Annotated in this window: 19 protein-coding genes; 14 read left to right on the forward strand and 5 right to left on the reverse strand. The window is 69.7% G+C overall.

Annotated elements, in window-relative coordinates:
- Nucleotides 1–27: 27 nt before the first annotated feature.
- Entirely contained in the window at nucleotides 28–765 is a 738-nt protein-coding gene (locus EP757_RS27875) for a trypsin-like serine protease (protein WP_127550913.1), read from the forward strand.
- Between the two features lie 62 nt (nucleotides 766–827).
- Nucleotides 828–1,445 carry a hypothetical protein gene (locus tag EP757_RS27880; RefSeq protein WP_127550915.1) on the forward strand — a complete coding sequence of 206 codons (618 nt, stop codon included), beginning with the start codon at nucleotides 828–830 and terminating at the stop codon, nucleotides 1,443–1,445.
- Nucleotides 1,446–1,468: 23 nt separating this feature from the next.
- Here EP757_RS27880 and EP757_RS27885 read toward each other — a convergent pair whose 3' ends face one another.
- Nucleotides 1,469–2,281, reverse strand: coding sequence for a PHB depolymerase family esterase (locus EP757_RS27885; protein WP_127550917.1), 813 nt, complete (start codon nucleotides 2,279–2,281; stop codon nucleotides 1,469–1,471).
- Between the two features lie 75 nt (nucleotides 2,282–2,356).
- On the opposite strand from EP757_RS27885, the gene EP757_RS27890 reads away from it, so the two are divergent.
- Nucleotides 2,357–2,926: a TetR/AcrR family transcriptional regulator gene (locus tag EP757_RS27890; RefSeq protein WP_127550919.1), complete on the forward strand. Its 570-nt coding sequence runs from the start codon at nucleotides 2,357–2,359 to the stop codon at nucleotides 2,924–2,926.
- 635 nt (nucleotides 2,927–3,561) lie between these two features.
- Here the strand turns inward: EP757_RS27890 and EP757_RS27895 are convergent.
- Nucleotides 3,562–4,965, reverse strand: coding sequence for an FAD-dependent oxidoreductase (locus EP757_RS27895; protein WP_232050036.1), 1,404 nt, complete (start codon nucleotides 4,963–4,965; stop codon nucleotides 3,562–3,564).
- A gap of 216 nt (nucleotides 4,966–5,181) precedes the next feature.
- Here EP757_RS27895 and EP757_RS27900 point away from each other — a divergent pair, with 216 nt between their 5' ends.
- From EP757_RS27900 to yicI, 6 genes are all read left to right on the forward strand, one after another.
- Nucleotides 5,182–8,085, forward strand: coding sequence for a glycoside hydrolase family 3 protein (locus EP757_RS27900; protein ID WP_127550923.1), 2,904 nt, complete (start codon nucleotides 5,182–5,184; stop codon nucleotides 8,083–8,085).
- A gap of 137 nt (nucleotides 8,086–8,222) precedes the next feature.
- Nucleotides 8,223–9,239: a LacI family DNA-binding transcriptional regulator gene (locus EP757_RS27905; protein ID WP_127550925.1), complete on the forward strand. Its 1,017-nt coding sequence runs from the start codon at nucleotides 8,223–8,225 to the stop codon at nucleotides 9,237–9,239.
- A 136-nt stretch (nucleotides 9,240–9,375) separates the two neighbouring features.
- The gene (locus EP757_RS27910; RefSeq protein ID WP_127550927.1) at nucleotides 9,376–10,677 is read left to right on the forward strand and encodes an ABC transporter substrate-binding protein; all 1,302 of its coding nucleotides are present in this window, start codon (nucleotides 9,376–9,378) and stop codon (nucleotides 10,675–10,677) included.
- Between the two features lie 60 nt (nucleotides 10,678–10,737).
- Nucleotides 10,738–11,640, forward strand: coding sequence for a carbohydrate ABC transporter permease (locus EP757_RS27915; protein ID WP_127550929.1), 903 nt, complete (start codon nucleotides 10,738–10,740; stop codon nucleotides 11,638–11,640).
- A 38-nt stretch (nucleotides 11,641–11,678) separates the two neighbouring features.
- On the forward strand, nucleotides 11,679–12,524 hold the full coding sequence (locus tag EP757_RS27920; RefSeq protein WP_127554474.1) for a carbohydrate ABC transporter permease: 846 nt from the start codon (nucleotides 11,679–11,681) through the stop codon (nucleotides 12,522–12,524).
- A 9-nt stretch (nucleotides 12,525–12,533) separates the two neighbouring features.
- Entirely contained in the window at nucleotides 12,534–14,783 is a 2,250-nt protein-coding gene (gene yicI, locus EP757_RS27925) for an alpha-xylosidase (RefSeq protein WP_127550931.1), read from the forward strand.
- Between the two features lie 13 nt (nucleotides 14,784–14,796).
- Here yicI and EP757_RS27930 read toward each other — a convergent pair whose 3' ends face one another.
- The gene (locus tag EP757_RS27930) at nucleotides 14,797–15,750 is read right to left on the reverse strand and encodes a hypothetical protein (protein WP_127550933.1); all 954 of its coding nucleotides are present in this window, start codon (nucleotides 15,748–15,750) and stop codon (nucleotides 14,797–14,799) included.
- Between the two features lie 230 nt (nucleotides 15,751–15,980).
- Here EP757_RS27930 and EP757_RS42935 point away from each other — a divergent pair, with 230 nt between their 5' ends.
- The 4 genes from EP757_RS42935 (at nucleotide 15,981) to EP757_RS27945 (ending at nucleotide 18,171) form a co-directional block, all read left to right on the forward strand.
- Entirely contained in the window at nucleotides 15,981–16,124 is a 144-nt protein-coding gene (locus EP757_RS42935; RefSeq protein WP_160165902.1) for a hypothetical protein, read from the forward strand.
- A 173-nt stretch (nucleotides 16,125–16,297) separates the two neighbouring features.
- Complete coding sequence (locus tag EP757_RS42940) at nucleotides 16,298–16,825, forward strand: hypothetical protein (RefSeq protein ID WP_160165903.1); 528 nt, start codon at nucleotides 16,298–16,300, stop codon at nucleotides 16,823–16,825.
- Between the two features lie 252 nt (nucleotides 16,826–17,077).
- Complete coding sequence (locus tag EP757_RS27940; protein ID WP_127550936.1) at nucleotides 17,078–17,464, forward strand: hypothetical protein; 387 nt, start codon at nucleotides 17,078–17,080, stop codon at nucleotides 17,462–17,464.
- Between the two features lie 35 nt (nucleotides 17,465–17,499).
- Nucleotides 17,500–18,171, forward strand: a complete 672-nt coding sequence (locus tag EP757_RS27945) for an enoyl-CoA hydratase-related protein (protein ID WP_127550938.1) — start codon at nucleotides 17,500–17,502, stop codon at nucleotides 18,169–18,171.
- Nucleotides 18,172–18,174: 3 nt separating this feature from the next.
- Here the strand turns inward: EP757_RS27945 and EP757_RS27950 are convergent, their stop codons facing one another.
- Complete coding sequence (locus EP757_RS27950) at nucleotides 18,175–19,305, reverse strand: FAD-dependent monooxygenase (protein WP_127550940.1); 1,131 nt, start codon at nucleotides 19,303–19,305, stop codon at nucleotides 18,175–18,177.
- 49 nt (nucleotides 19,306–19,354) lie between these two features.
- The gene (nhaA, locus tag EP757_RS27955) at nucleotides 19,355–20,614 is read right to left on the reverse strand and encodes a Na+/H+ antiporter NhaA (RefSeq protein WP_127550941.1); all 1,260 of its coding nucleotides are present in this window, start codon (nucleotides 20,612–20,614) and stop codon (nucleotides 19,355–19,357) included.
- Between the two features lie 143 nt (nucleotides 20,615–20,757).
- Here nhaA and EP757_RS27960 point away from each other — a divergent pair, with 143 nt between their 5' ends.
- The gene (locus EP757_RS27960) at nucleotides 20,758–23,175 is read left to right on the forward strand and encodes a phosphoketolase (RefSeq protein WP_127550943.1); all 2,418 of its coding nucleotides are present in this window, start codon (nucleotides 20,758–20,760) and stop codon (nucleotides 23,173–23,175) included.
- Nucleotides 23,176–23,266: the final 91 nt, after the last annotated feature.

Below are 23,266 nucleotides of genomic sequence, written 5' to 3' on the forward strand. Positions count from 1 at the left end.
CCCCTGATCGGCAGAAAGGACGAACGCATGCGCTCCGTTCCCCGGATGCTCCTCGCTGTCGCCGTTGTCGTGGCCGGCCTCTTCGGACCGGCCACCGCGGCATCCGCCTCCTCGGATCCGGCCGTCGGCCCGCTGGTCGTCGGCGGCCAGCCGGCGAGCGAGAACTACTCGTTCATGGTCTACGTCTCCGGCTGCACCGGCTCGCTCATCAAGGCGAACTGGGCGGTCACCGCCAAGCACTGCCCGACCCCGTCGACGGTGCGGGTCGGCAGCGTCAACCGCAGCAGCGGCGGCACCGTCGTCGCGGTGACCCGGGCCGTCAACCACCCGCGGATCGACGTCAAGCTGCTCCAGCTCGGATCCTCGGTCTCGTACGCCCCCGCGCCCATTCCGACGGCGTCCGGGGCGGTCGGCACCGCCACCCGGATCATCGGGTGGGGTCAGACCTGCCCGCAACGCGGCTGCGGCTCCACCCCGGTCGTCGCCAACGAGCTGAACACGTCGATCGTCGCGGACAGCCGCTGCTCCGGCATCGACGCCGCGTACGAGATCTGCACCAACAACACGAACGGCAACGCCGGCGCCTGCTACGGCGACTCCGGTGGCCCGCAGGTGCGCCAGATCAGCGGCCGCTGGAACCTGATCGGCGTGACCAGCCGGGCCGGCAACAACAGCTCGACCTGCGCGACCGCCCCGTCCATCTACGGCGACCTGCCGTCCATCCGAGCCTGGGTGAACACCCAGGTCGGTGGCCTTGGAGCCTGATCGATCAGTGGCGGGCCGGTGTGCAGCGACGCCGGCCCGCCCTCGCCACTAGGCTGCCGATCATGGCTCTTCTCCACAAGGCAACGATCACCCCGACGAAGCTGGAACTCCTCGCGGCCTGGCTGCCCTCGCGTCCCTGGTTCGACGGCGACGGCTCCGGTGCGGTCGCCAAGGTGGCGGCGGCCCGGTTCGACGACCCGGCCGGCCGGGTCGGGATCGAGACGATGCTGGTACGGGCCGGGGACGGACCCGTCCTGCACGTGCCGCTCACCTACCGGGACGCGCCGCTCGACGGCGCCGAGGCGTACCTGGTCGGCACGACCGATCACTCGGTCCTCGGCAAGCGCTGGGTGTACGACGCCACCGGCGACCCCGTCTACCTCGCGCAGCTGGCCGAGGTGATCCGGTCCGCGGGCCACGAGGCGGCCGAGGAGTTCGGGGACGGCGAGTCCCGGGAGCCCGAGCTGAAGCTGACCGGCAGCGGCGCCACCGTCCCGCCGGTCGACGCGGTCACCGCCCACCGGGACGGGGACCCGACCGTGGTGGAGGCCGGCGACGTGACGCTGACCGTCAACCGCGTCCCGCTCATCGCCGTCGACCCGGACGACGCCGGCGTGCTCACCGCGTGCTGGTCGGGCCAGGAGGCCCCGGTGGTCCTGGTTCATCTGCACACGCGCTGAACGTCTCTGGTCAGTCGTTCAGGTCAGTCGTTCAGGGTGAAGAAGTCGGCGATCGCGGAGGCGGCGTGCAGATCCGTCGAGGTCCGGCCCATGAGGGCGGGGGAGCGGACCGGGCCCGGGATCGTGTGCCCGCCGCCGTGGATGGTCCACAATGTCACCGGTGCATGCCCGTCCTGAACGAAATCGGTCCGGCTGAGCTTGCCCGGCAGGTCGGTGGTCACCGGCTCGGCGGTGATCCCGTTGCGGGCGGCGAAGTAGGCGGCCGTGTCGGGCGCGGACAGCAGCGCCCCGCCGGACTTGAAGGCGAAACGCGCCCAGGCCGCCATCGGTCCGCCCCGGTACGGCACGATCCGATCCTTCGTCCCGTGGAACATCAGGACCGGCTTCGGCGCCACCGGCAACGTCGCGGGCAGCAGGAAGTTGTCCGGCGCGGGCTGCCCGGCCGCGATGATCGCGCCGCCAGCGATCAGGTCGGGCCGCTCGTGCAGCAGCCGGATCACCATGCCGCCACCGTTCGAATACCCGGCCGCATAGGTCTCCCGCCCGTCGCCGATCCGCTTCACGACGGCCTCGGCGAAGGCCACGTCGTCGATTCCCTCTTTCCTGGTACGGGTGGAGCTGTGCCTGCGGGCGTCGTTCCAGTTGCCGCGATGGCCGTCCAGGTAGGCGACGGCGGTGCGGCCCAGTCTGTCGAACGCGTTGCCGGTGAACTTCCGGAAGACCGCCGCCGTCTGCGTGGATCCGTGGAAGACCAGCAGCAGGCGTTCGTAGTCGCCGCCCTCCGGAGTGATCAGCGTGTAGGTACGGGGTCGTCCGGCGACGTCGATGGTGTCCACCGCGCTCCTTAAGTGGATGGGCTATCCACTTCAACGTAGCACGAACCGGATCTGTCATCCGGTTATGCTTCGCACGTGACGACCGCACCGCTGCGCAAGGACGCGGCCCGCAACTGGCAGCACATCGTCGGCGTCGGCCGGCGCTTCGTCGACGAGGGCACCCCGCTGCGCCTGAACGACGTGGCCCGCGCCGCGTCGATCGGCGTCGCCACCGTCTACCGGCACTTCCCGACACCGGAAGCACTGCTGGAGACGCTCGCCCGCCCCGCGTTCGAACGTCTCGTGACCGTCGCGTCGCAATCCCTGGCCGAGGACGATCCCTGGACGGGGTTCGTGACCTTCCTATCGGCGGGGATCGACGCGCAGCTGGCGGACGCGTCGGTGCAGCCGGTCTTCGCGGCGTCGACGCATGCCCTGCCGGAGACGGCGTCACTGGTCGGCCGGCTGAACACCCTCTCCGGTCAGCTGCTGGACCGAGCGCGCGTGGCCGGGGTCGTCGACAGCGGCCTGACCGAGGCGGACGTCATCCGCCTGATGTGCGGGGTGGTCTTCGCCGCCACCGTCCACGCCACGCCGGATGAGAGGGCGGCGCTCACCCGCCGCTATCTGGCAGTCGTCCTGTCCGGCCTGAAGTCACCGTCCTGAGCCACGCCGATCCGACCCCGCTCGCCGACTCCCGACCCGCACGCGACGAAGACGAGCAGCAGCGCAGCCCGACCAGGGGCCGCCGACGCACACAAAGATCCGGTCGCGTGCGCTGGCAGCCGTTATGGCGGCGGTGAGCGCACGCGCCGGTCTGTTTGTGTGCGCTGGCGGCCGGCCGGCGGCGGTGAGCGCACGTGCTGGTCTGTTTGTGTGCGCTGGCGGCCGGCCGGCGGCGGTGAGCGCACGTGCTGGTCTGTTTGTGTGCGCTGGCGGCCGGTTGGCGGCGGTGAGCGCACGTGCTGGTCTGGTTGTGTGCGTTGGCGGCCGGTTGGCGGCGGTGAGCGCACGTGCTGGTCTGGTTGTGTGCGTTGGCGGCCGGTTGGCGGCGGTGAGCGCACGCGCAGGTCTGTCGTGTGCGCTGGCAGTCGTTATGGGGGCGGGCAGCGGGCGCGACCGTGGTCTGTGTGTGCTGGTGGCTGTTCGGGAGGATGCCGGCCTTGGTGAGGGGGCGGTGGGCGCACGCGCTGGTCTGGTTGTGTGCGCTGGCGGTCGTTATGGGGGCGGGCAGCGGGCGCGAGCGTGGTCTGTGTGCGCTGGTGGCCGTGCGGGCGGGCTGCCGCCTTGGTGGGCGGCGGTCAGATCAGTTCGTCGGCCTTGCGCGCGGCGATCAGGACCGGGTCCCAGACCGGGGCGAACGGCGGGGCGTAACCCAGGTCGAGGGCGGTCATCTCGGTGACGGTCATCCGGTTCCAGATGGCGACCGCGAAGGCGTCGATGCGCTTGGCGGCCTCGGTCCTGCCGACGATCTGGGCGCCGAGCAGCAGGCCGGTGTCCTTCTCGGCGATGAGTTTCACCGTCATCGGCACGGCGCCGGGCATGTAGCCGGCCCGGTTCGTCGACTCGACCTGCGCGGTGACGAAGCGGTAGCCGGCGGCCTCCGCCTCCTTCGACGACAGCCCGGTGCGGGCCACCTCCAGGTCGCAGATCTTGGTGATGCCGGTGCCGATGATGCCGGGGAAGGTCGCGTACCCGCCGCCGAGGTTGATGCCCGCCACCCGGCCCTGCTTGTTCGCGTGCGTGCCGAGCGGGACGTGCATCTGCCGGCCGCTCACCCGGTTGAGCACCTGCGTGCAGTCGCCCGCGGCCCAGACGCCTTCGACGACGCCGTCCGGCCCGGTCACCCGCTGGCGCAGATCGGTGGCGAGCCCGCCGGTCACCCCGAGCGGGATGCCCGCATCGGATGCCAGCCCTGTGTTCGGCTTGACCCCGAGACCGAGGACGACGATGTCCGCGGGGATCGGCCCGGAGTCGGTGAGCACCGCGCGTACACGATCGCGCGGGGAGGAGGAAGGGGAGGAGGAAGGGGAGGAGGGAGCGGAACTCTCCAGGGCCGTGACCGTCACCCCGGTGCGCAAGGTGATGCCGAGCTTCTCGATGGACTTGCCCACGAGCGCGCCCATGTCCGGGTCGACGGTCGCCATCGGCTGTGGCGCGCGCTCGACGAGTGTCACGGTCAACCCACGCATCATCAGGGCCTCGGCCATCTCGACGCCGATGTAGCCCGCGCCGATCACCACCGCGGTCTTGGCGTCGACCGCCGAGATCCACGCGTCGACGGCCGCGCCGTCGCCGAGCGTCTGCACGCCGAAGACGCCGCCGATGTCGCCGGAAGCCCACGGTGGGCGCACCGGCACCGCGCCGGCCGCGTAGACCAGCTCGTCGAAGCCCTCGGTGAACTCTCGCGCGGCGGAGACGGACCGGAACGTCACCGTCCGGGCGGACAGGTCGATGCCGATCACCTCATGACCGGTGCGCACGTCGATCCCGTGCTCGCGGAAGGTCGCCGGATCCCGGGCGATCAGCGCCTCCGGGCCGTCGACGTGACCGCCGATCCAGTACGGGATCCCGCACGCCGAGTACGACGTGAAGTCGCCCCGCTCGAACGCCAGGATCTCCAGGTCGTCTGCCTTGCGCCGTTTGCGGGCTTGCGCGGCCGCCGACATCCCGGCCGCGTCACCACCGATGACGATCAGTCGCACCGGTCCATTCTGCCGCACCCGGCCGGCTCTGTTACCGGGGTATTTCCGGAAAGCGTTGCCTTCCATATCAGCCGAGATCTATGGTGACCCCACCGCTGAAGAACCCACCGCCCCTAACACACGCGGCATCGTCGAAGCGCTTCGACACCGGGTACGAAGCGCCGTTTCGCCGTGCCCTCCCCTCCGAGTGAAGAGAACCCAGCGATGGAGACCACCATGCGAAAACGCGGCCTCGCCCTGTTAGCCGCCGCCCTTCTGGCACTCCCTCTGGCACCCGGCCCCGCCCACGCCGCCGCCCCGGATCACCCCTTCCGCGACCCGAGCCTGCCCCTCGAAGCCCGCATCGACGACCTGCTCGGCCGGCTCACCCTGGACGAGAAGATCTCCCTGCTGCACCAGTACCAACCGGCGATCCCGCGCCTCGGCCTCGGCGTCGTCAAGTCCGGCACCGAGGCGCTGCACGGCGTCGCCTGGTCGAACGATCACGCCCAGAACGGCGCGAAGATCGACGCCACCGCCACGGTCTTCCCGCAGGCCGTCGGCCTCGCCAGCACCTGGGACCCGGAGCTGCTGCGCCGCGTCGGCACGGCTGTCGGCGAGGAGCTGCGCGGCTTCCACGCGCAGGACCCGGTCGTCTGGGGCCTCAACACCTGGGCGCCGGTGGTCAACCTGCTGCGCGACCCGCGCTGGGGCCGCAACGAGGAGGGTTACTCGGAGGATCCGCTGCTGAGCGGCGAGATCGCCACCGCCTACGGCGAGGGGCTGCAGGGCGACGACCCGGACCACCTCAGGACGGCGCCGACGCTGAAGCATTACGCGGCATACAACAACGAGACGAAACGGGACGTGACCTCGTCGAACGTGCCGCAGCGCGTCCTCAACGAGTACGACCGGGAGCCGTTCCGGATCGCGCTGGAGAACGACGCCGCCACCGGGGTGATGGCCTCCTACAACCTGATCAACGGGCGGCCCGCGACCGTCGATCCCGCCCTGAGAAAAGAAGTCCGTGACTGGTCGGACCGGCGGCTCTTCAACGTGAGCGACGCCTGGGCGCCGACGAACCTGACCGGCTCGCAGGCCTATTTCGCCACGCAGGCCGAGGCGAACGCCGCGGTCCTCACGGCGGGCCTGGACAGCTTCACGGTCAACGACACGAACGCGGTCCCGACCGTCACCGCCATCAAGGAGGCCCTCGATCAGGGACTCCTCACCGAGGCGGAGATCGACGAGTCGGCCGGCAACGCGCTGAGCATCCGGTTCCGGCTCGGAGAGTTCGACCCGGACGGCGGCCCGTACGCCGGGATCACCGCCGACGTGATCGACAGCCCGGAGCACCGTGCGCTGGCCCGGGAGACCGCGGGCGAGGCGGCGGTGCTGCTCAAGAACGACGACGGCCTGCTGCCGCTCAAGCCGGGCGGTGACGTCGCGGTGGTCGGTCCTCTCGCCGACAAGCTCTACAGCGATTGGTACGGCGGACAGCTGCCGTACCGGGTGACCGCCCTCGACGGCATCGAGGAGAGGGCCGGAGCGGTCACCACCAGCTTCGGCGCCGACCGGATCGCGCTCAAGGAGGTCACCACCGGCCGTTACCTGAACGCCACCGGCGGCCCGGCCGGCCTGGGCGAGCGGAGCACCGCCTCCGAGTTCGACAGCGTGGACTGGGGCGACGGCGTCTCCACCCTGCGCAGCGTCGCGAACGGGAAACTCCTCGGGTACGGCTGGGGGCCCTTCGTCACCGTGGAGAACGACCCGACCGGCTGGTTCGTCCAGCAGCAGTTCAAGGTCGAGGAGCAAGCCGATGGCACGGTCGTGCTGCACTACGCCGGTTACGAGACGCAGGAGTCCTGGTTCGGCGCCGACACCTACGTCACGGTCGGCCCGGACGGCAACCTCGCCCTCGGCGCCGCGACCGCCGACGGCGCCGCCCGTTTCTCCAAGGAACTGCTGGAGGACGGGGTCGCGCAGGCCGCCGCGACCGCGAAGAAGGCGAAGAACGCCGTCGTGGTCGTCGGCACCGACCCCTTCGTGGCGGGCCGCGAGGTCCACGACCGTACGTCGCTCGGCCTCGGCACCCGCCAGGAAGCCCTGATCAGGGCCGTCAGGAAGGCGAACCCGGCCACCGTCGTCGTGCTGCAGAGCAGTTATCCGCAGTCGATCACCTGGGCGCAGAAGCACGTGCCGGGCATCCTCTGGACCACGCACGCCGGCGCCGAGACCGGCCACGCGATCGCCGACGTGCTCTACGGCAGCGTGAACCCGTCGGGCAAGCTGACCCAGACGTGGCCGCGCTCGGAGCAGCAGCTGCCGGCCGACCTCAACGAGTACGACATCATCAAGACCGGCCAGACCTACCTGTACAGCGACGCGAAGCCGCTCTACTCGTTCGGCCACGGCCTGTCCTACACCTCGTTCCGTTACGGCAAGCCGGCCGTGAAGAACAGGACGGTCAGCGTGACGGTCACCAACACCGGGCGGCGGGCCGGTGACGAGGTCGTCCAGCTTTACACCCACCAGCGCACGTCGCGCGACGTGACGCCGGAGAAGCAGCTGCGCGATTTCCGGAAGGTGCACCTCGCCGCCGGGCAGTCGGCAACGGTCACCTTCACCCTGACCGCCGAGGATCTCCGGCACTGGGACGTGACCCGGCAGCGCTGGGTCGTCGAGAACGCGGTGCACGACATCCTCCTCGGGTCGTCGTCGAGCGACATCCGGCAGCGGGCCGTCCTCGCCGTCCGTGGCGAGACCATCGGAGCAAGAGACCTCACGGGAGAGACGCGGGCGGAGACCTTCGACGTGTACGAGGGCGTGCGACTTCTCGACGAGACGAAGGAGAGCGGCACGGTCGTCGGCGCCACGTCCGCCGGCGGCTGGATCGGCTTCCGGGACGCGGCGCTGCGCGGCGGCAAGAAGTTCGAGGTGCGTGCGTCCGGCGCCGGGTCCGTGCAGGTCAGGCTGGGTTCACCCGAAGGGCGATTGATCGGTACGGCGACCGTCGGCGACACCGGCGACCCCTATGTGTACGCGACGGCCACTACTTCCCTGACCGCGGTGACCGGCCGTCACGACGTCTACCTGGTCGCCGGCCCCGGCCTGCGGCTGGCCACCTTCAGCCTGCGCTGACCGTCCTGCCGCGTGTGGACTCCGCGACCCGGCGTCCACACGTGGCTCGTCCGGCCGGATGACGTGATCGACGAGGTCAGTAGGATTCGACGAGGGGAGCGGTCCTGGTGAGAGACCGGGCGACTTGGGGAGGCGCAGTGCCGACGATCAACGACGTCGCCCGGGCGGCGGGGGTCTCGCCCAGCACGGTGTCGTACGTTCTGAGTGGCCGCCGTCCGATCTCCGCCGAGACCCGGGCCCGGGTGCAGGCCGCGATCGCCGAGCTCGGCTTCCATCCGCACGCCGGGGCACGGGCCCTGGCCAGCAGCAAGACCAACGTGATCGCGCTGGTCGCGCCACTGAGGGTGGACGTCAACGTGCCGGTCATCATGCAGTTCGCGACGGCGGTGGTGACCGCGGCCCGCTCGCACAACCACGACGTCCTGCTGCTGACCAAGGACGAGGGCACGGCCGGCCTGGAGCGCGTCGCGCACAGCACCATGGTGGACGCCCTGATAGTGATGGACCTGGAGCGCGACGACGTCCGCATCCCGGCCCTGCGCCGGCTCAAGCAGCCGTCGGTGCTGATCGGCCTGCCCGCCGACCACACCGGGATCGCCTGCGTCGACCTCGACTTCGGCGCCGCGGCCAAGCTCGCCCTCGAGCACCTGCATGGGCACGGCCATCGGCGGATCGGCCTGGTCGGTCCGTCGCCGGCGGTCTACCGGCGGCAGACGACGTACGCGGACCGGTTCCTCAGCGGCTTCCTGGAGGCGTCGGCCGAGCTGGACCTGCGGACGGTCACCCACCCCTGCGAGCCGGGCGCCGCCGGCGTGCGGGACTGCATGGCCGACATCGACGCGCAGCTCGACGGCCTGACCGCTCTCGTGGTGCACAACGAGGAGGCCCTGCGCCCGCTGCTCGACCTGCTGCAGGCGAGCGGCCGGCGGGTCCCGGACGACATCTCCGTCGTCGCGATCTGCCCGCGGGACGTCGCGATGAGCATGCCTGTCGATCTCACCTCGATCGACATCCCGGCGCACGACGTCGGCACGCTCGCCGTGGAGACCGCGATGCGGCTGCTGGACCACCGCCAGGTGGAGTACACCCGCCTGCTGGCGCCCCGCCTGGTGGAGCGGAACAGCTGCCAGGAAATCTCCCCGTCACACCGTTGACATGAACGGCGCTCGTTCCCTAGCGTCTCCCGCAAGGCCATCGTCGAAGCGTTTCGACAGGAAGTCGTCGAAGCGCTTCGACGATGAGCCGCCGGCTTGAAATCAACCCCGAAACCCAGTCCCCCTGGGAGGACCCGTGTTCACATCACGAGCCGTCGCCGCGGTCCTACTGGCGACATCCCTTGTCCTCGGCGCTTGCGGTGGTGGCGGCGACGACGCCGAAGAGGGCGCCGACGCGAAGACCCTCACCCTCTGGCACTACGAGGGCCCGACCAGCGCCATGGGCATCGCCTGGAACAAGGCGATCGAGCTGTTCAAGGCGAGCCACCCCGGCGTCGAGGTGAAGTTCGAGGAGAAGGGCTTCGAGCAGATCCAGCAGAACGCCCAGATGATCCTCAACTCGGACAGCGCGCCCGACCTGATGGAGTACAACAAGGGCAACGCGACCGCCGGCCTGCTCTCCAAGCAGGGCCTGCTCACCGACCTCACCGAGCAGGCGACCTCGCGCGGGTGGGACTCCAAGCTGAGCCCGAGTCTGCAGACCACTGCCAAGTACGACGAAGACGGCATCATGGGCAGCGGCAACTTCTACGGCGTGCCCAACTACGGCGAGTACGTCATGGTCTATTACAACAAGGACCTGTTCGACAAGTACAAGATCGCCGTACCGACCACGCTCGACGACTTCACCAAGGCGATGGACACCTTCGTCCAGAACAAGGTGACGCCGCTGGCCGTGGGCGGCGCCGAGTACCCGGCTCAGCAGATCTTCTACGAGCTGGCGCTCGCCAAGTCCGACCGCGCGTTCGTCGACGACTACCAGCTCTACAAGAACAAGGTGGACTTCAAGGGCCCGCAGCTCAGCTACGGCGCGCAGACGTTCGCCGACTGGGTGGGCAAGGGCTACATCTCCAAGGACTCGGCCGGCATCAAGGCCGAGGACATGGGCGTCTCGTTCACGCAGGGCAAGTTCCCGATCCTGATCTCGGGCAGCTGGTGGTACGGCCGCTTCGGCGAGGAGATCAAGAACTTCGACTGGGGCACCTTCCTCTTCCCGGGCAACAACCTGCACCCGGGTTCGAGCGGCAACCTCTGGGTCGTGCCGGAGAAGAGCAAGGCCAAGGCTCTGGCGTACGACTTCATCGACATCACCATGTCTCCCGAGGTACAGGCGCTGCTCGGTAACTCCGGCGGTGTGCCGGTGGCCGCCGACGTCTCGCAGATCACCGACCCGAAGAACAAGGAACTGATCGAGAACTTCAACAAGATCTCGGGCAGCGACGGCCTGGCGTTCTACCCGGACTGGCCGGCGCCCGGTTACTACGACGTGCTCGTCGCCGGCGTACAGGGCCTGATCAACGGGTCGAAGACGCCCGACGCGTTCCTCGACGAGATCGCCAAGCCGTACAACGAGAACCTGGCCGACCTCGGCAAGTGAGTCACGAGCGGGCGGCGGGTGATCGCCGCCCGCCTCGCCGAGGAACGGAAGGAATCGGCCATGGCCTCCAAGACCAAGACAGCGAGCCGCGGGTACGCGCTCTACCTGATCCCGGGCGTGATCGCCTCGCTGGCGGTGATCGTCGTGCCGCTCGTCATGACCGTCTACGTCAGCTTCACCAAGTGGACCGGCGTGGGCAGCCCGCGCTGGGTCGGCTTCGACAACTACACCCGGCTGTTCCAGGACACGCTGTTCTGGCAGTCGTTCGGGCACATCGGGCTGCTCATCCTCGCCATGGCGGTGATCCCGACGCTGGTCGGGCTGTTCCTGGCGGCGGTGCTCTTCGACTACGTGGCGAAGAACTTCGGTGACCGGTGGGCCGGCGCGCTGCGCTCCGGCTACTACCTGCCGCAGGTGCTGCCGGTCGCGGTGACCGGCATCGTCTGGGGCTGGATCCTGCACCCGGACTACGGCGCGCTCAACCGGATCTTCGAGTCGATCGGCCTGGGCGGGCTGACCCGGAACTGGCTGGGCGACCCGGACTACGCGCTGTACAGCGTGATGGCGGTGATGATCTGGTTCCAGCTCGGCTACCCGATCGTCATGTTCATGTCCGGCCTGTCCCGGGTCGATCCGGAGCTCTACGAGGCGGCCGACCTGGACGGCGCGAGCTGGTGGCAGCGGTTCCGCAAGATCACGGTCTACATGATCCGCCCGGAGTTCTACGTCGTCATGATCACGACGACGATCGCGGCGCTCAAGATCTTCGGTCAGGTGTTCGTCCTGACCCGTGGCGGACCGAGCAACTCCACTCTGGTGCCGTCGTACTTCGCCTACAAGAACTTCTTCGAGAAAGCCCAGGTGGGGTACGGGTCGGCGATCTCCACGGTGCTGACCGTGCTGATCATCGTGCTCGCGTTCGTCTTCCTGCGGCTCCAGCACAGGGCGGAGGAGTCGAAGTGACCGCCGTTGCCACGCCGGCTGACACCCGTACCGAGGAAATGCCGTCGCCGAAGGCTGCCAGACACCGCAACCCTGTCAAGTTCGGGGTGCTCGCCGCCCTCGTGGTCCTGCTCCTGCTGATGGTCGGGCCGCTGCTGGTGGTCGCGATCAACGCGGTGAAGAGCCCGGCGGACTATGCCGGGAGCGGGCCGCTGTCGATCCCGACGCACCTCTACTGGGACGGCATCGTCGACTTCTGGAACCGTGTCAATTTCGGTCAGAAGCTCTGGAACAGCTTCATCACGAGCCTGACCGTGGCGGTCCTCGGTGTGCTGCTGAGCATCCTGAACGCCTACGCGCTCGGCATCGGCCGGGTGAAGGGGCGCGTCTGGTTCCTGGTGTTCTTCCTGGTCGCGAACCTGCTGCCGCAGGAGGTGCTGGTCTACCCGCTGTACTACATCGGGAAGGAGATCGGCCTCTACGACAACCTCATCTCGATCATCATCATCTTCACGGTGATCCAGAGCGCGTTCGGGACCTATCTGCTCACCTCGGTCTACTCGGAGTTCCCGCGCGAACTGCTGGAAGCCGCCTCGATCGACGGCGCCGGCAAGTGGCGGACGCTGTGGCGGGTCGTCGTGCCGGTCAGCCGGCCCACCCTCGCGGTGCTCTTCACGTTCTTCTTCATCTGGACGTGGAACGAGTTCTTCCTGCCGCTGATCTTCCTGATCTCGAACGACAACCAGACCGTCCCGGTGGCGCTCGGCGTGCTCCAGGGCGACCGCATGATGGACGCCACGACGACCAGCGCCTCCGCACTGATCGGCATCCTCCCCGCGATGCTCTTCTTCCTCCTCTTCCAGCGGACTCTCACGCGCGGCATCGCCGCCGGTGCCATCAAGTAAAGGATCTTCATGAAGTTCACCGACGGCTATTGGCGCAAGCGGGACGGGCTGACCGTGCTGCACCCCGCGCACATGCTGGACAGCTCGGTCACGCCGGACTCGCTCACCGTCTATGCCGCGGTGAAGCCGGTCCGGGGCCGGGGTGACACGCTGAACGCCCCGCTCATCACCGTGACCGCCACCGCGCCCGCGCCGGACGTCATCCGGATCACGATCGACCACTTCCAGGGCTCGAAACCGAAACATCCGAATTTTCTACTCTCCGAGTCTCCGGTAGATCTGGGAGTGGACGGCGTCTCACTGACGTCCGGCGCTCTGACCGCCCGGTTCTCCGACGGCGAGAACTGGGGACTCGACTTCCTCGTCGACGGGAAGCGGATCACCGGCAGTGGCTGGAAGGGCATGGGGGTGGTCGACACTCTCGACGGCCAGCACTTCGTGCACGAGCAGCTGGATCTCGGAGTGGGTGAGACCGTCTACGGCCTCGGCGAGCGCTTCGGCCCGCTGGTCAAGAACGGTCAGACCATCGACGTCTGGAACGAGGACGGCGGGACCAGCAGCGAGCAGGCGTACAAGAACGTCCCGTTCTACTTCACCACCGGCGGGTACGGCGTCCTCGTCGACAACCCCGGCAAGGTCTCCTTCGAGGTGGCCTCCGAGATGGTGTCCCGCACCCAGTTCAGCGTCGCCGGGCAGAGCCTGTCCTACCTGGTCATCCACGGTCCGACGCCGGCCGACGTGATCCGCAAGTACACCGCGCTGACCGGCCGTCCCGCACTGCCGCCGGCCTGGTCGTTCGGCCTCTGGCTGACCACGTCGTTCACCACGTCCTACGACGAGGACACGGTGAACAAGTTCATCGACGGGATGGCCGAGCGCGACCTGCCGCTCAGCGTCTTCCACTTCGACACGTTCTGGATGCGCGAGTTCTCCTGGTGCGACTTCGAGTGGGACACCCGGACCTTCCCGGACCCGCCGGGCATGCTGAAGCGGCTGGCCGGCCGGGGACTCAAGGTCTGCCTGTGGATCAATCCGTACATCGCGCAGCGGTCGGCGCTCTTCGCCGAGGGCCGGGAGAAGGGCTACCTGGTCAAGCGCGCCAACGGCGATGTCTTCCAGTGGGACCTGTGGCAGGCCGGGATGGGTCTGGTCGACTTCACGAATCCGTCCGCCCGCACCTGGTACGCGGAGAAACTGCGCGCCCTGGTCGACATGGGCGTCGACGCCTTCAAGTCCGACTTCGGGGAGCGGATCCCGACCGATGTCGTCTGGCACGACGGCTCCGACCCCGAGCGGATGCACAACTACTACACGCAGATCTACAACCAGGTGGTCTTCGACGTTTTGAAGGAGTCGCGCGGGGAGGGCGAAGCGGTACTCTTCGCCCGCTCGGCGACCGTCGGCGGCCAGCAGTTCCCGGTGCACTGGGGTGGCGACAACTCCAGCACCTACGAGTCGATGGCGGAGAGCCTGCGCGGCGGACTCTCGCTGATGTCGTCCGGCTTCGGCTTCTGGAGCCACGACATCGGCGGCTTCGAGGGCATGCCGGACCCGGCGGTCTTCAAGCGGTGGATCGCCTTCGGCCTGCTGTCGTCGCACAGCCGGTTGCACGGGAGCACGTCGTACCGGGTGCCGTGGAACTTCGACGAGGAGGCGTCGGATGTGCTGCGCGGCTTCACGCACCTGAAGTACCGCCTGATGCCGTACCTCTTCGGCGCCGCCCGGGAGGCTCACGAGACCGGTCTGCCGGTGATGCGCCCGATGGTGATCGGCTTCCCGGACGACCCGGCCGCCGCCTACCTCGACCGGCAGTACCTGCTCGGCCCGGACCTGCTGGTCGCGCCGGTGTTCACCGAGGCCGGGGACGTGACCTACTACGTTCCGGCCGGGCGCTGGACGCACTACCTGACCGGTGAGGTCGTCGAGGGCCCGGGCTGGGTGCGCGAGACCCACGGTTTCGACAGCGTCCCCCTGCTGGTCCGCCCGGGCGCGGTCATCCCGGTCGGCGCCCGCACCGACAAACCCGACTACGACTACCGCGACGGCGTCACGCTCCGCCTCTTCGACCCGCCGATCGGTCGTACGGAGACCCGGGTTCCCGGTCTGGCGGGGGAGACCACCCTGTTCACGATCGACCGGGACGACGCCACCCTGACGATCACCCGGTCCGGCGCACCCCTTCCCTGGAACGTCCAGCGGGGTCCGGCGGTGACCGCCCTGGCGGCGGACGAGGACAGCTGCACTCTCACCATCGAGTAGCAGCCCGGCCGTCTCACATGTCGTCCGCGTACCCGAGTTCGCGCAGGACCTCGATAACGTGGGCGGCCGTCGTCGCATCCACTCCTGCGTCACCGCGGAGCCGGTGACGCAGGAGCAGGGCGAAGAGGCGGTGGCCGTCGGCGAGAGGCGCTTGCTGGAGGGCCTTCGCTGCTCGCCGATAGGCCTGCGGCGTCGGCTCGACCCAGAGCCGGAGCAGCACGTGCGCCGCGGCCAGCAGCTCACCGTCCGCAGAGGGCAGCAGCGTGCTGACGGAGTGACCGATGGCCTGCGACAGCGGTTCCAGCGCGTGCTGCACCAGGTCGTCCTGGATGCTGCACTGAAACCACGCCTTCTTGCGGAGCATGTCGGGATGCAGGTGGTGGTTGATCGGGACGTCCGCCAGCCGGCGTGTGCTCTCCGGTGGGATGTCGAGCGTCCAGTACAGGTCGACGACCGGGACGTCCTCGCTGCCGCCGATGCCGAGGCGGATGTCGCGCCGCGTCCCGTGCCAGAGCCGGTCGAGGGTGACGGTGTCGACGAGGCTGCTCCAGCCCTCGTTGGTGAGCTGCGAACGCCACAGCAAGGCTTGATCGTGCCATGGCTCGGTGACCTCGGGCTCGCCCTCGAAGAGCTCGCTCGCGCGGACCGTGGCGGAAACGCAGAGGATCAGCAGCAGGAGGTTCGCGCCGTAGGCCGCGTAGCGTGCCGGCTCGCCGGGGGAGGACGGGCGGTACTCCGCGAACCTCGGGCCCGGCGGGGTGTGGTCGACCCTGCGGAAGAGGCCGATCAGCAGGGCTCGCAGGGGCGCGCGCTCGTCCGGCTCGGCGAGCGAGGCGAGGTCGGCCAGGAAACCGATGATCGGGCCCCGGGAACAGAGCGGATGGACGGACAACAGCGCCCGGAGCAGGTCGTCGTCGGAGGGCGGGGCGGTCAGCGACATGACGGTGGCGCGGTCGCGGGCTGCCATGTCGCGCAGGATCTGCCAGGTGAAGCGGGCGACCAGGTATTCGCCGAACGTCGCGTGCAGGAATTCGTACGTCTGGAGGGAGTCCTGGTCCCGCTCGGCGCGCGCCCGATGGATGAAGAAGAATCTGCCGAGCGTCAGTTCGGCGGCCCGGAGCGGGGCGCGCGCGGTGGGCCAGGACCGCGTCCGGCGACAGCGGCGCCAGCCCGCGCTCGGCGAGACGGCGGCTGTTCGTGTGGTTCCAGACGCCGAGCCAGGTGATGATCCGTTCGTCGTCGAAGGGCTCCAGGCGCAGCGCCACCGTCTCCTCCGGTGCGCTCGCCCGGTCGGCGACAGCGGTCCGGCTCGTCACGATCACGGCGACCGGCCGGCCCTGATCCGCCTCCCGGCGCTGGAAACGGGCCACCTTCAGCAGATAGTCGGTCTGGCTCACGCCGGCGGCCTGCAACAGCTCGTCGAAGCCGTCCAGCAGGAGCATCGGCATGGCGTCACCGGCGCTCCGGGCGAGGGCCGGCCAGTCGACACGCTCGCCGGTGGATCGGCGGATCGCGTGCTCGATCTGATCCTGCAACTCGTCGGTGGACGGGGTCTCCCGCAGCACCACCCGGACCGGCAGGAAGTCGGCGGCCGGCAGCCGGGCGGCGAGGACCTTGGTCAGCACCGATTTGCCGGCGCCCGGCTGGCCGAGGATCAGCAGCGGCGCACGGACCGCCTGCGGGCCGGTGAGGTGCCCGATCAGGAACGCCTCCAGGTCGTCCCGCACGCCGAGCTCCGCCCACCACGACTCGTCGCTGATCCGGGCGGCCGACGGCACGTCCGCGACCCGGAACCGGGGCGCCAGATAGGCGTCGCCGAGCCGGGGCGCCTCGATGCCGTCCGGCGCGTCGGCGACCCGCTCCCGCAGGGCGGCGCCGTAGGCCCGGGCCAGCGACTCCCGCCGATCGTCCGGGGCGCGGCCGGTGGAGATGTCCCGGAGCTGTTCTCCCAGGCCGGCGAGGGCGGCCCGGGTCGCCCGGTGCTCCTGCTGACTCGCCCAGCAGGCCATCTCCGGGAAGTCGGCGACCAGTTGCCGGAATAGTTCCTGGTACCGGATGACCGCCCGCTCGGGCAGAGCCTCCAGGCCGTCGTAGACCCGCCGCAGATCGGGTTCGCCGAGATCGGTGGCGAGAGCGAGGTCGTCGAGCAGCTCGGCCATGGCGCGGGCGAGCATCGTGTAGTCGTCCCGCAGGCGCCGGGTGATGGCCTCGGGCGACTGCTGTGGCGCGGGGCGTGGTGAGCCGGCCGACTGCAGGAGTTCCACGAGATATCCGGCCCGGCGATCGACGGCCGCGTGCCTCTCGCCGCGGGCCAGCCGGGCGAAGGCCACCTGGTCCAGCCGGTCGCGGTGCAGCTCGCTCAACTCGCGGGGCAGCGACTCGAAGAACGCGACCAGGACGATCACGTTGCGGGCCGCGTCCAGTCGTTCGGTGCGGCCGTAGCGGGACATCCGCCGCCCGTACAGGCCCCGGACCAGTTCATGACTGAGCCGGACGAACTCGGCCTTGGCGTCGAACCACGCCAGCAGCTCGGTCACGCCGGGCGCGGCGATCAGCAGCGCCCCGCCGGCGAGCTTCTCGATGGCGGCGACGACCTTGCTGTCCTGACCGCCGAGCAGGCGGGCCGCGTCGGTGTAGCTGAGGGTCCTCGGCATCACTTCATTGTGCTGGCGCTCTGCTAAGTTACCTCCGGGTAACATCTAGGGAGGGACCGACCATGACCACGCTCGTACGGCACGATGACGTCTTCGTCCTCGACATCGGGGACACCGAGAACCGTTTTCACCCGGACTGGATCGACGCGGTGAACGGGGCGCTCGACGAGGTGGAGAAGGCGGACGGCGCGAAGGCGCTGGTCACGGCCGCCACCGGCAAGTTCTTCTCGAACGGGCTCGACCTGGAGTGGCTGGGCGCGAACCCGGACCGCTTCCAGGATTACGCCGCCGACGTGCACGGTCTCTTCGCCCGCTACCTCTCCCTGCCGCTGATCACCGTCGCGGCGCTCCAGGGTCACACGTTCGCGGCCGGCGCGATGCTGTCGCTGGCGCACGACTTCCGGGTGATGCGCGCGGACCGCGGCTTCTGGTGCCTGCCCGAGGTGGACATCGAGATCCCGTTCACCCGGGGCATGTCGGCGCTGATCCAGGCGCGGCTGACGCCGCAGACCGCGCACGAGGCGATGACGACGGGCCGTCGCTACGGTGGCGCGGAGGCGCAGGCCGCCGGGATCGTGGACAGCGCGGTGGGTGAGGACGAGGTCCGGGCCAGGGCGGTGGAGATCGCCGCGGCGGGCGCGAGCAAGGCGGGACCCACCCTCTCCACCATCAAGGAGCGGATGTACGAAGGGCCGCTCAGCTCTCTCCGCGATCGCGGCAATCCACTGGGCTGACCATCACGCGGGCCGGGTGACCAGCTCGGCCACCCGGTTGTGCAGGCCGGGGACGTCGCCGCGTACGCCGTCGAGCAGCCACTGGCACTGCTGCAGCGACGCGGCCAGCACGGTGCTGACCCGGTCGTACCGGCGCTCGGTGAACTCGGCCCACAGGTCGGCGGTCAGCGTGTCGTGGGCGAGCAGCAGCTCGGTCAGGACCGACGCGTCCTCCAGGGACTGTGCGGCGCCCTGGGCGAGGGTGGGCGGGAACGCGTGCGCCGCGTCGCCGATCACGACGACGCGGCCGCGGTTCCACGGCGGGTCGAGCAGGTGTGTCCGGAACGTGGTGAAGTTGACCGGCCCGGCGTCCGGGAGCGCGGCCCGGATCTCGTCCCACGGCCCGTGGTAGTCGGCGGTCAGCTCGCGGACCACCGACAACTGCTCGCCGAGGGTGAGGTCGCCGCGGCCGCGCGGCGGCTCGACGAGGTAGGCGTAGAGCGTCCGGTCGCCGGTCGGGCAGTACCCGGCGATGTAGAGCGGCCCGCCGAGGAACAGGTCGGTGCGGGTCACCGACGCCGGCCGCGGCGCGACCACCCGCCAGATCTCCATGCCGAGGTCCCGGGTGGTCACCGCCATGCCGGCTGCGGCCCGGGTGCGCGAGTGGAGGCCGTCGGCGCCGACCACCAGGTCGTACCGCCCGGTGGCGCCGTCCGCGAACGTCACCGCGACCGACGTGCCGTCCTGTTCCAGCGAGACCAGCTCGGTGCCGTAACGGATCCGGGCGCCGGCCGCCGCGGCCCGGTCGAGCAGGATCCGCGCCAGCACCGGGCGGTAGGTGCCGAACGTGGCGGGCAGGTCGGGCCCGCCGGTGCGGATGTCGGTGACCTCGGCCAGCACGGTCCCGTCCGGGTCGGGGGCGCGGATGCCGAGCGTGTCGAACCCGTACCCGTGCTGGCGTAAGCGCTCCCAGACGCCCAGCTCGCGCAGGACGCGCAGCGCGTTGCCCTGCAGCGTGATCCCCGACCCGATCGCGGGCGGCGACGGGCGCAGGTCGATGAGGTCGACGGTCACGCCGCCCTCGGCGAGCCGGATGGCGGTGGCCGCGCCGGAGACGCCGGCGCCGACGACGAGCACGGTATCGACAGCTGTCACAGCGGGAGCTTAACCATCCACAGTGCTCGGCGGTGGCCCCCTGGACCGGTCAGCGCTGGTAGGCGTCCGGGATGCCGTCGGCGTCGTCGTCGCGCGTCTCCTCCTCGTGGAGCCGCCGGAAGTGCCGGTTGCGCAGGCGCAGCAGCACCGCGGCGAGCACGGCGGCCAGCAGCGACCCGGCCAGCACGCCGATCTTGGCTTGCTCGTCGAAGACGGTGCCCGGGCCGTACGCCAGCTCGCTCACCAGCAACGAGACGGTGAAGCCGATCCCGCCCAGCAGGCCGAGCCCGAGCACGTCCCACCAGCTCAGGCCCTCGGCGAGACGGGCCTTGGTGAACCGCTGGACCAGCCAGGTGGCGCCGAGGATCCCGATCGGCTTGCCGGCGACCAGGCCGAGCACCGCCGCGAGGGTGACCGCCGCGCCCAGCCCTTCCCCACCGCCGAGGGTGACGCCGGCCGCGAAGAACGCGAAGACCGGCACCGCGAAGCCCGCCGAGATCGGCCGCCAGCGGTGCTCGAGGCGTTCCGCGAGCCCGTGGTCGTCGCCGTTACGCGGGAGGACCGGCACGGTGAACGCGAGCAGCACGCCGGCCACCGTGGCGTGCACGCCGGACTCGTGCACGAGCGTCCACGCGACCAGGGCGAGCGGCAGGAGCAGCCACCAGCGGGTGATCCCGCGCTGGACGAGCACGCCGAACACCGCGACCACCAGGAACGCCAGGACCAGCGGGATCGGGTGCACGCTCGCCGTGTAGACGGTCGCGATGATCAGGATGGCGAGCAGATCGTCGACGACGGCGAGAGTGAGCAGGAAGGTGCGCAGCGCCGCCGGCAGGTGGGTGCTGATCACGCCGAGCACGGCGAGCGCGAACGCGATGTCGGTGGCGGTCGGCACCGCCCAGCCGATCGCCCCGCCGCCGCCGCCCGCGCGGATCACCGCGAGGTAGATCACAGCGGGCACGATCATGCCGCCGACCGCGGCCAGGACGGGCAGCGCGGCCCTCCGCGGATCCCTCAGGTCACCGGCGACGAACTCGCGTTTCAGCTCCAGACCGGCCACGAAGAAGAAGATCGCGAGCAGTCCGTCGGCGGCCCAGGCCGACAGGGACAGGTGGAGAGGCCATTCGTCCGGGATGAGCTGGAAGGCCGCCAGGTCCTGGTAGAAGTCTTTCCATGGGGAGTTCGCCCAGATCAGGGCCAGCACGGTCGCGCCGAGAAGCAGCAGGCCGCCGACGGTCTCGGCGCGCAGGATGTCGGCTACGCGGCGGGCTTCGGCCCAGCTGCCGAGGGAGAAGAGGCGGTTGGGCACCGCCTGACTTTACGCGGCCTTCATGTTCCGGCTCACGCGTCACGTCCGGAACCGTGGGTAACGTGCCCTTCAGGACCGGGACCAAAGACCCATGCTCTGTGGATCTTCCATCGATACGTTGAGAACGACTCCAATCGAGAGGAATGACCGTGACCGCCGTTTCGGAGAAACACGACGAGCTCGTGCGCAGGCTGGCGGAGCCCGACGAGAACGAGGTCGCGGGCCTCGACGCCTGGTGGCGGGCGAACAACTATCTGACCATCGGCCAGATCTACCTGCAGGGCAATCCGCTGCTGAGGGAGCCGCTCGCCACCGAGCACATCAAACCCCGCCTGCTCGGCCACTGGGGGACCAGCCCCGGCCTCTCGTTCATCTACGCGCACGTCTCCCGGCTGATCAAGAAGACCGGCCAGCAGGCGATCTATCTGGCCGGGCCCGGCCACGGCGGTCCCGCGCTGGTCGCCGCCGGTTACCTGGAGGGCACCTACTCGGAGATCTACCCGAAGGTGAGCCAGGACGAGGCCGGCGTGCTGCGCCTGTTCCGCCAGTTCTCCAGCCCGGGCGGCATCCCGTCGCACGTGTCGGTGACCACGCCCGGCTCCATCCACGAGGGCGGCGAGCTCGGCTACGTGCTGGTGCACGCGTTCGGCTCGGTGATGGACAACCCCGACCTGCTCACCGTCGCGGTGGTCGGTGACGGCGAGGCGGAGACCGGGCCCCTCGAGGGCTCGTGGAAGGGCATCTCGTTCATCAACCCGGCCCACGACGGCGCGGTGCTGCCGATCCTTCATCTGAACGGCGCGAAGATCGCTGGTCCGACCGTACTGGCGCGCAAGGACCCGGCCGAGGTGCGCAAGCTGCTGGAGGGCCACGGCTACGAGATCATCGAGGTCGGCGGCGACGACCTGCCCGGCATGCACCTGCGGTTCGCCGAGGCGCTCGCTCTCGCCTGGAGCAAGATCAAGACGATCCAGGACGCGGCTCGCGGCGGCGACTGGGACGGCAAGCGCCCGCACTGGCCGCTGATCATCCTGCGGTCGCCGAAGGGCTGGACCGGCCCGGAGAAGATCGACGGCGTCACGGTGACCGGCACCTGGCGGTCGCACCAGGTCCCGCTCTCCGGCGTCCGCGACAACCCGGACCACCTGCGCGAGCTGGAGAAGTGGCTCAAGTCGTACCGGCCGGAGGAGCTCTTCGACGCGAACGGCGCGCCGGTGCAGCTGATCAAGGACCAGGCGCCCGACGGTGACCTGCGGATGAGCGCCAGCCCGCACGCGAACGGCGGCGTGCTCACCCGCGACCTGGACCTGCCCGACTTCCGTGACTACGCCGTCGAGGTGAAGCGCCCGGCGCAGGGCCGTGCCGAGTCGACCCGCAAGCTCGGCGAGATGATGCGCGACATCTACACGCGCAACGACGACCGGTTCCGGCTGTTCTGCCCGGACGAGACGAACAGCAACCGGCTCGGCGCGATCTTCGAGGTCTCCGACCGTGGCTTCATGGAGTCCGTCACCGAGGACGACGTGAAGATCAGCAGGAACGGCCGGGTCATGGAGGTGCTCTCCGAGCACAACTGCCACGGCTGGCTGGAGGGCTACAACCTCACCGGCCGGCACGGCATGTTCGCCACCTACGAGGCGTTCGCCATGGTCAGCGCATCCCAGACGATTCAGCACGGCAAGTGGCTGCAGGAGGCGTCCCATCTGCCGTGGCGGGCGAAGGTGCCGAGCCTGAACATCCTGCTCACGTCGACGGCCTGGCGCAACGACCACAACGGCTTCTCGCACCAGGGCCCCGGCCTGATCCAGAACGTGCTGACCCAGCGCGGTGACGTGGCCCGGGTCTACCTGCCGCCGGACGCGAACACGCTGCTCTCGGTCGCCGACCACTGCTTCCGGTCGCGGTCGTACATCAACCTGATCGTCATCGACAAGCAGCCGCAGCTGCAGTGGCTGGACATGGACTCGGCGATCGAGCACTGCCGCCAGGGCGCCGGTGTCTGGGAGTGGGCCGGCACCGACGACGGCGAATCCGACCCGGACATCGTCCTGGCCTGCGCCGGCGACGTGGTGACCATGGAGACCGTGGCGGCCGCGCAGATCCTCAAGGAGAAGCTGCCCCGGCTCAAGGTGCGCGTCGTCAACGTCGTCGACCTGATGACGCTGCCGCGGCCGAAGGACCACCCCCACGGTATGAGCGAGACCCGGTTCCGGGAGCTGTTCACCGATCACGTCGACGTGGTCTTCTCGTTCCACGGATACCCGGGCGCCATTCACCAGCTGGTGCACGGCCGGCCGGACGCCGACCGGTTCCGGGTGCGCGGCTTCATCGAGCAGGGCACCACGACCACGCCGTTCGACATGACGGTCCGCAACCGGGCGTCGCGCTATCACCTCGTGATGGACGCGATCAACAATGCGCGCCGGCTGCCGACCGGGGCCACCGAGCTGAAGGCCTGGTGCGAATCGCAGCTGGAGCGCCACGAGGAGTACATCGTCGAGCACCTGGAGGACATGCCCGAGGTGCGGGATTGGTCACTGGGGGACTGGGCGGAGAGCTGATCTGTTGATTTCCGCCCCGGAAGTGCGCGACTCTGCGCGCTTCCGGGGCGGAATTTTCACATTCACGCGTCTCGCTCCTAAGAATCTTTTG

Source organism: Actinoplanes sp. OR16, from assembly GCF_004001265.1.
Classification (GTDB): Bacteria; Actinomycetota; Actinomycetes; order Mycobacteriales; family Micromonosporaceae; genus Actinoplanes.

Coding starts and splice junctions, on each gene's coding strand:
- EP757_RS27875 (WP_127550913.1), top strand. CDS start 28: ATGCGCTCCGTTCCCCGGATGCTCCTCGCTGTCGCCGTTGTCGTGGCC.
- EP757_RS27880 (WP_127550915.1), top strand. CDS start 828: ATGGCTCTTCTCCACAAGGCAACGATCACCCCGACGAAGCTGGAACTC.
- EP757_RS27900 (WP_127550923.1), top strand. CDS start 5,182: ATGCGAAAACGCGGCCTCGCCCTGTTAGCCGCCGCCCTTCTGGCACTC.
- EP757_RS27915 (WP_127550929.1), top strand. CDS start 10,738: ATGGCCTCCAAGACCAAGACAGCGAGCCGCGGGTACGCGCTCTACCTG.
- EP757_RS27920 (WP_127554474.1), top strand. CDS start 11,679: ATGCCGTCGCCGAAGGCTGCCAGACACCGCAACCCTGTCAAGTTCGGG.
- yicI (WP_127550931.1), top strand. CDS start 12,534: ATGAAGTTCACCGACGGCTATTGGCGCAAGCGGGACGGGCTGACCGTG.
- EP757_RS27930 (WP_127550933.1), bottom strand. CDS start 15,750: ATGGCAGCCCGCGACCGCGCCACCGTCATGTCGCTGACCGCCCCGCCC.
- EP757_RS27945 (WP_127550938.1), top strand. CDS start 17,500: ATGACCACGCTCGTACGGCACGATGACGTCTTCGTCCTCGACATCGGG.
- EP757_RS27960 (WP_127550943.1), top strand. CDS start 20,758: ATGACCGTGACCGCCGTTTCGGAGAAACACGACGAGCTCGTGCGCAGG.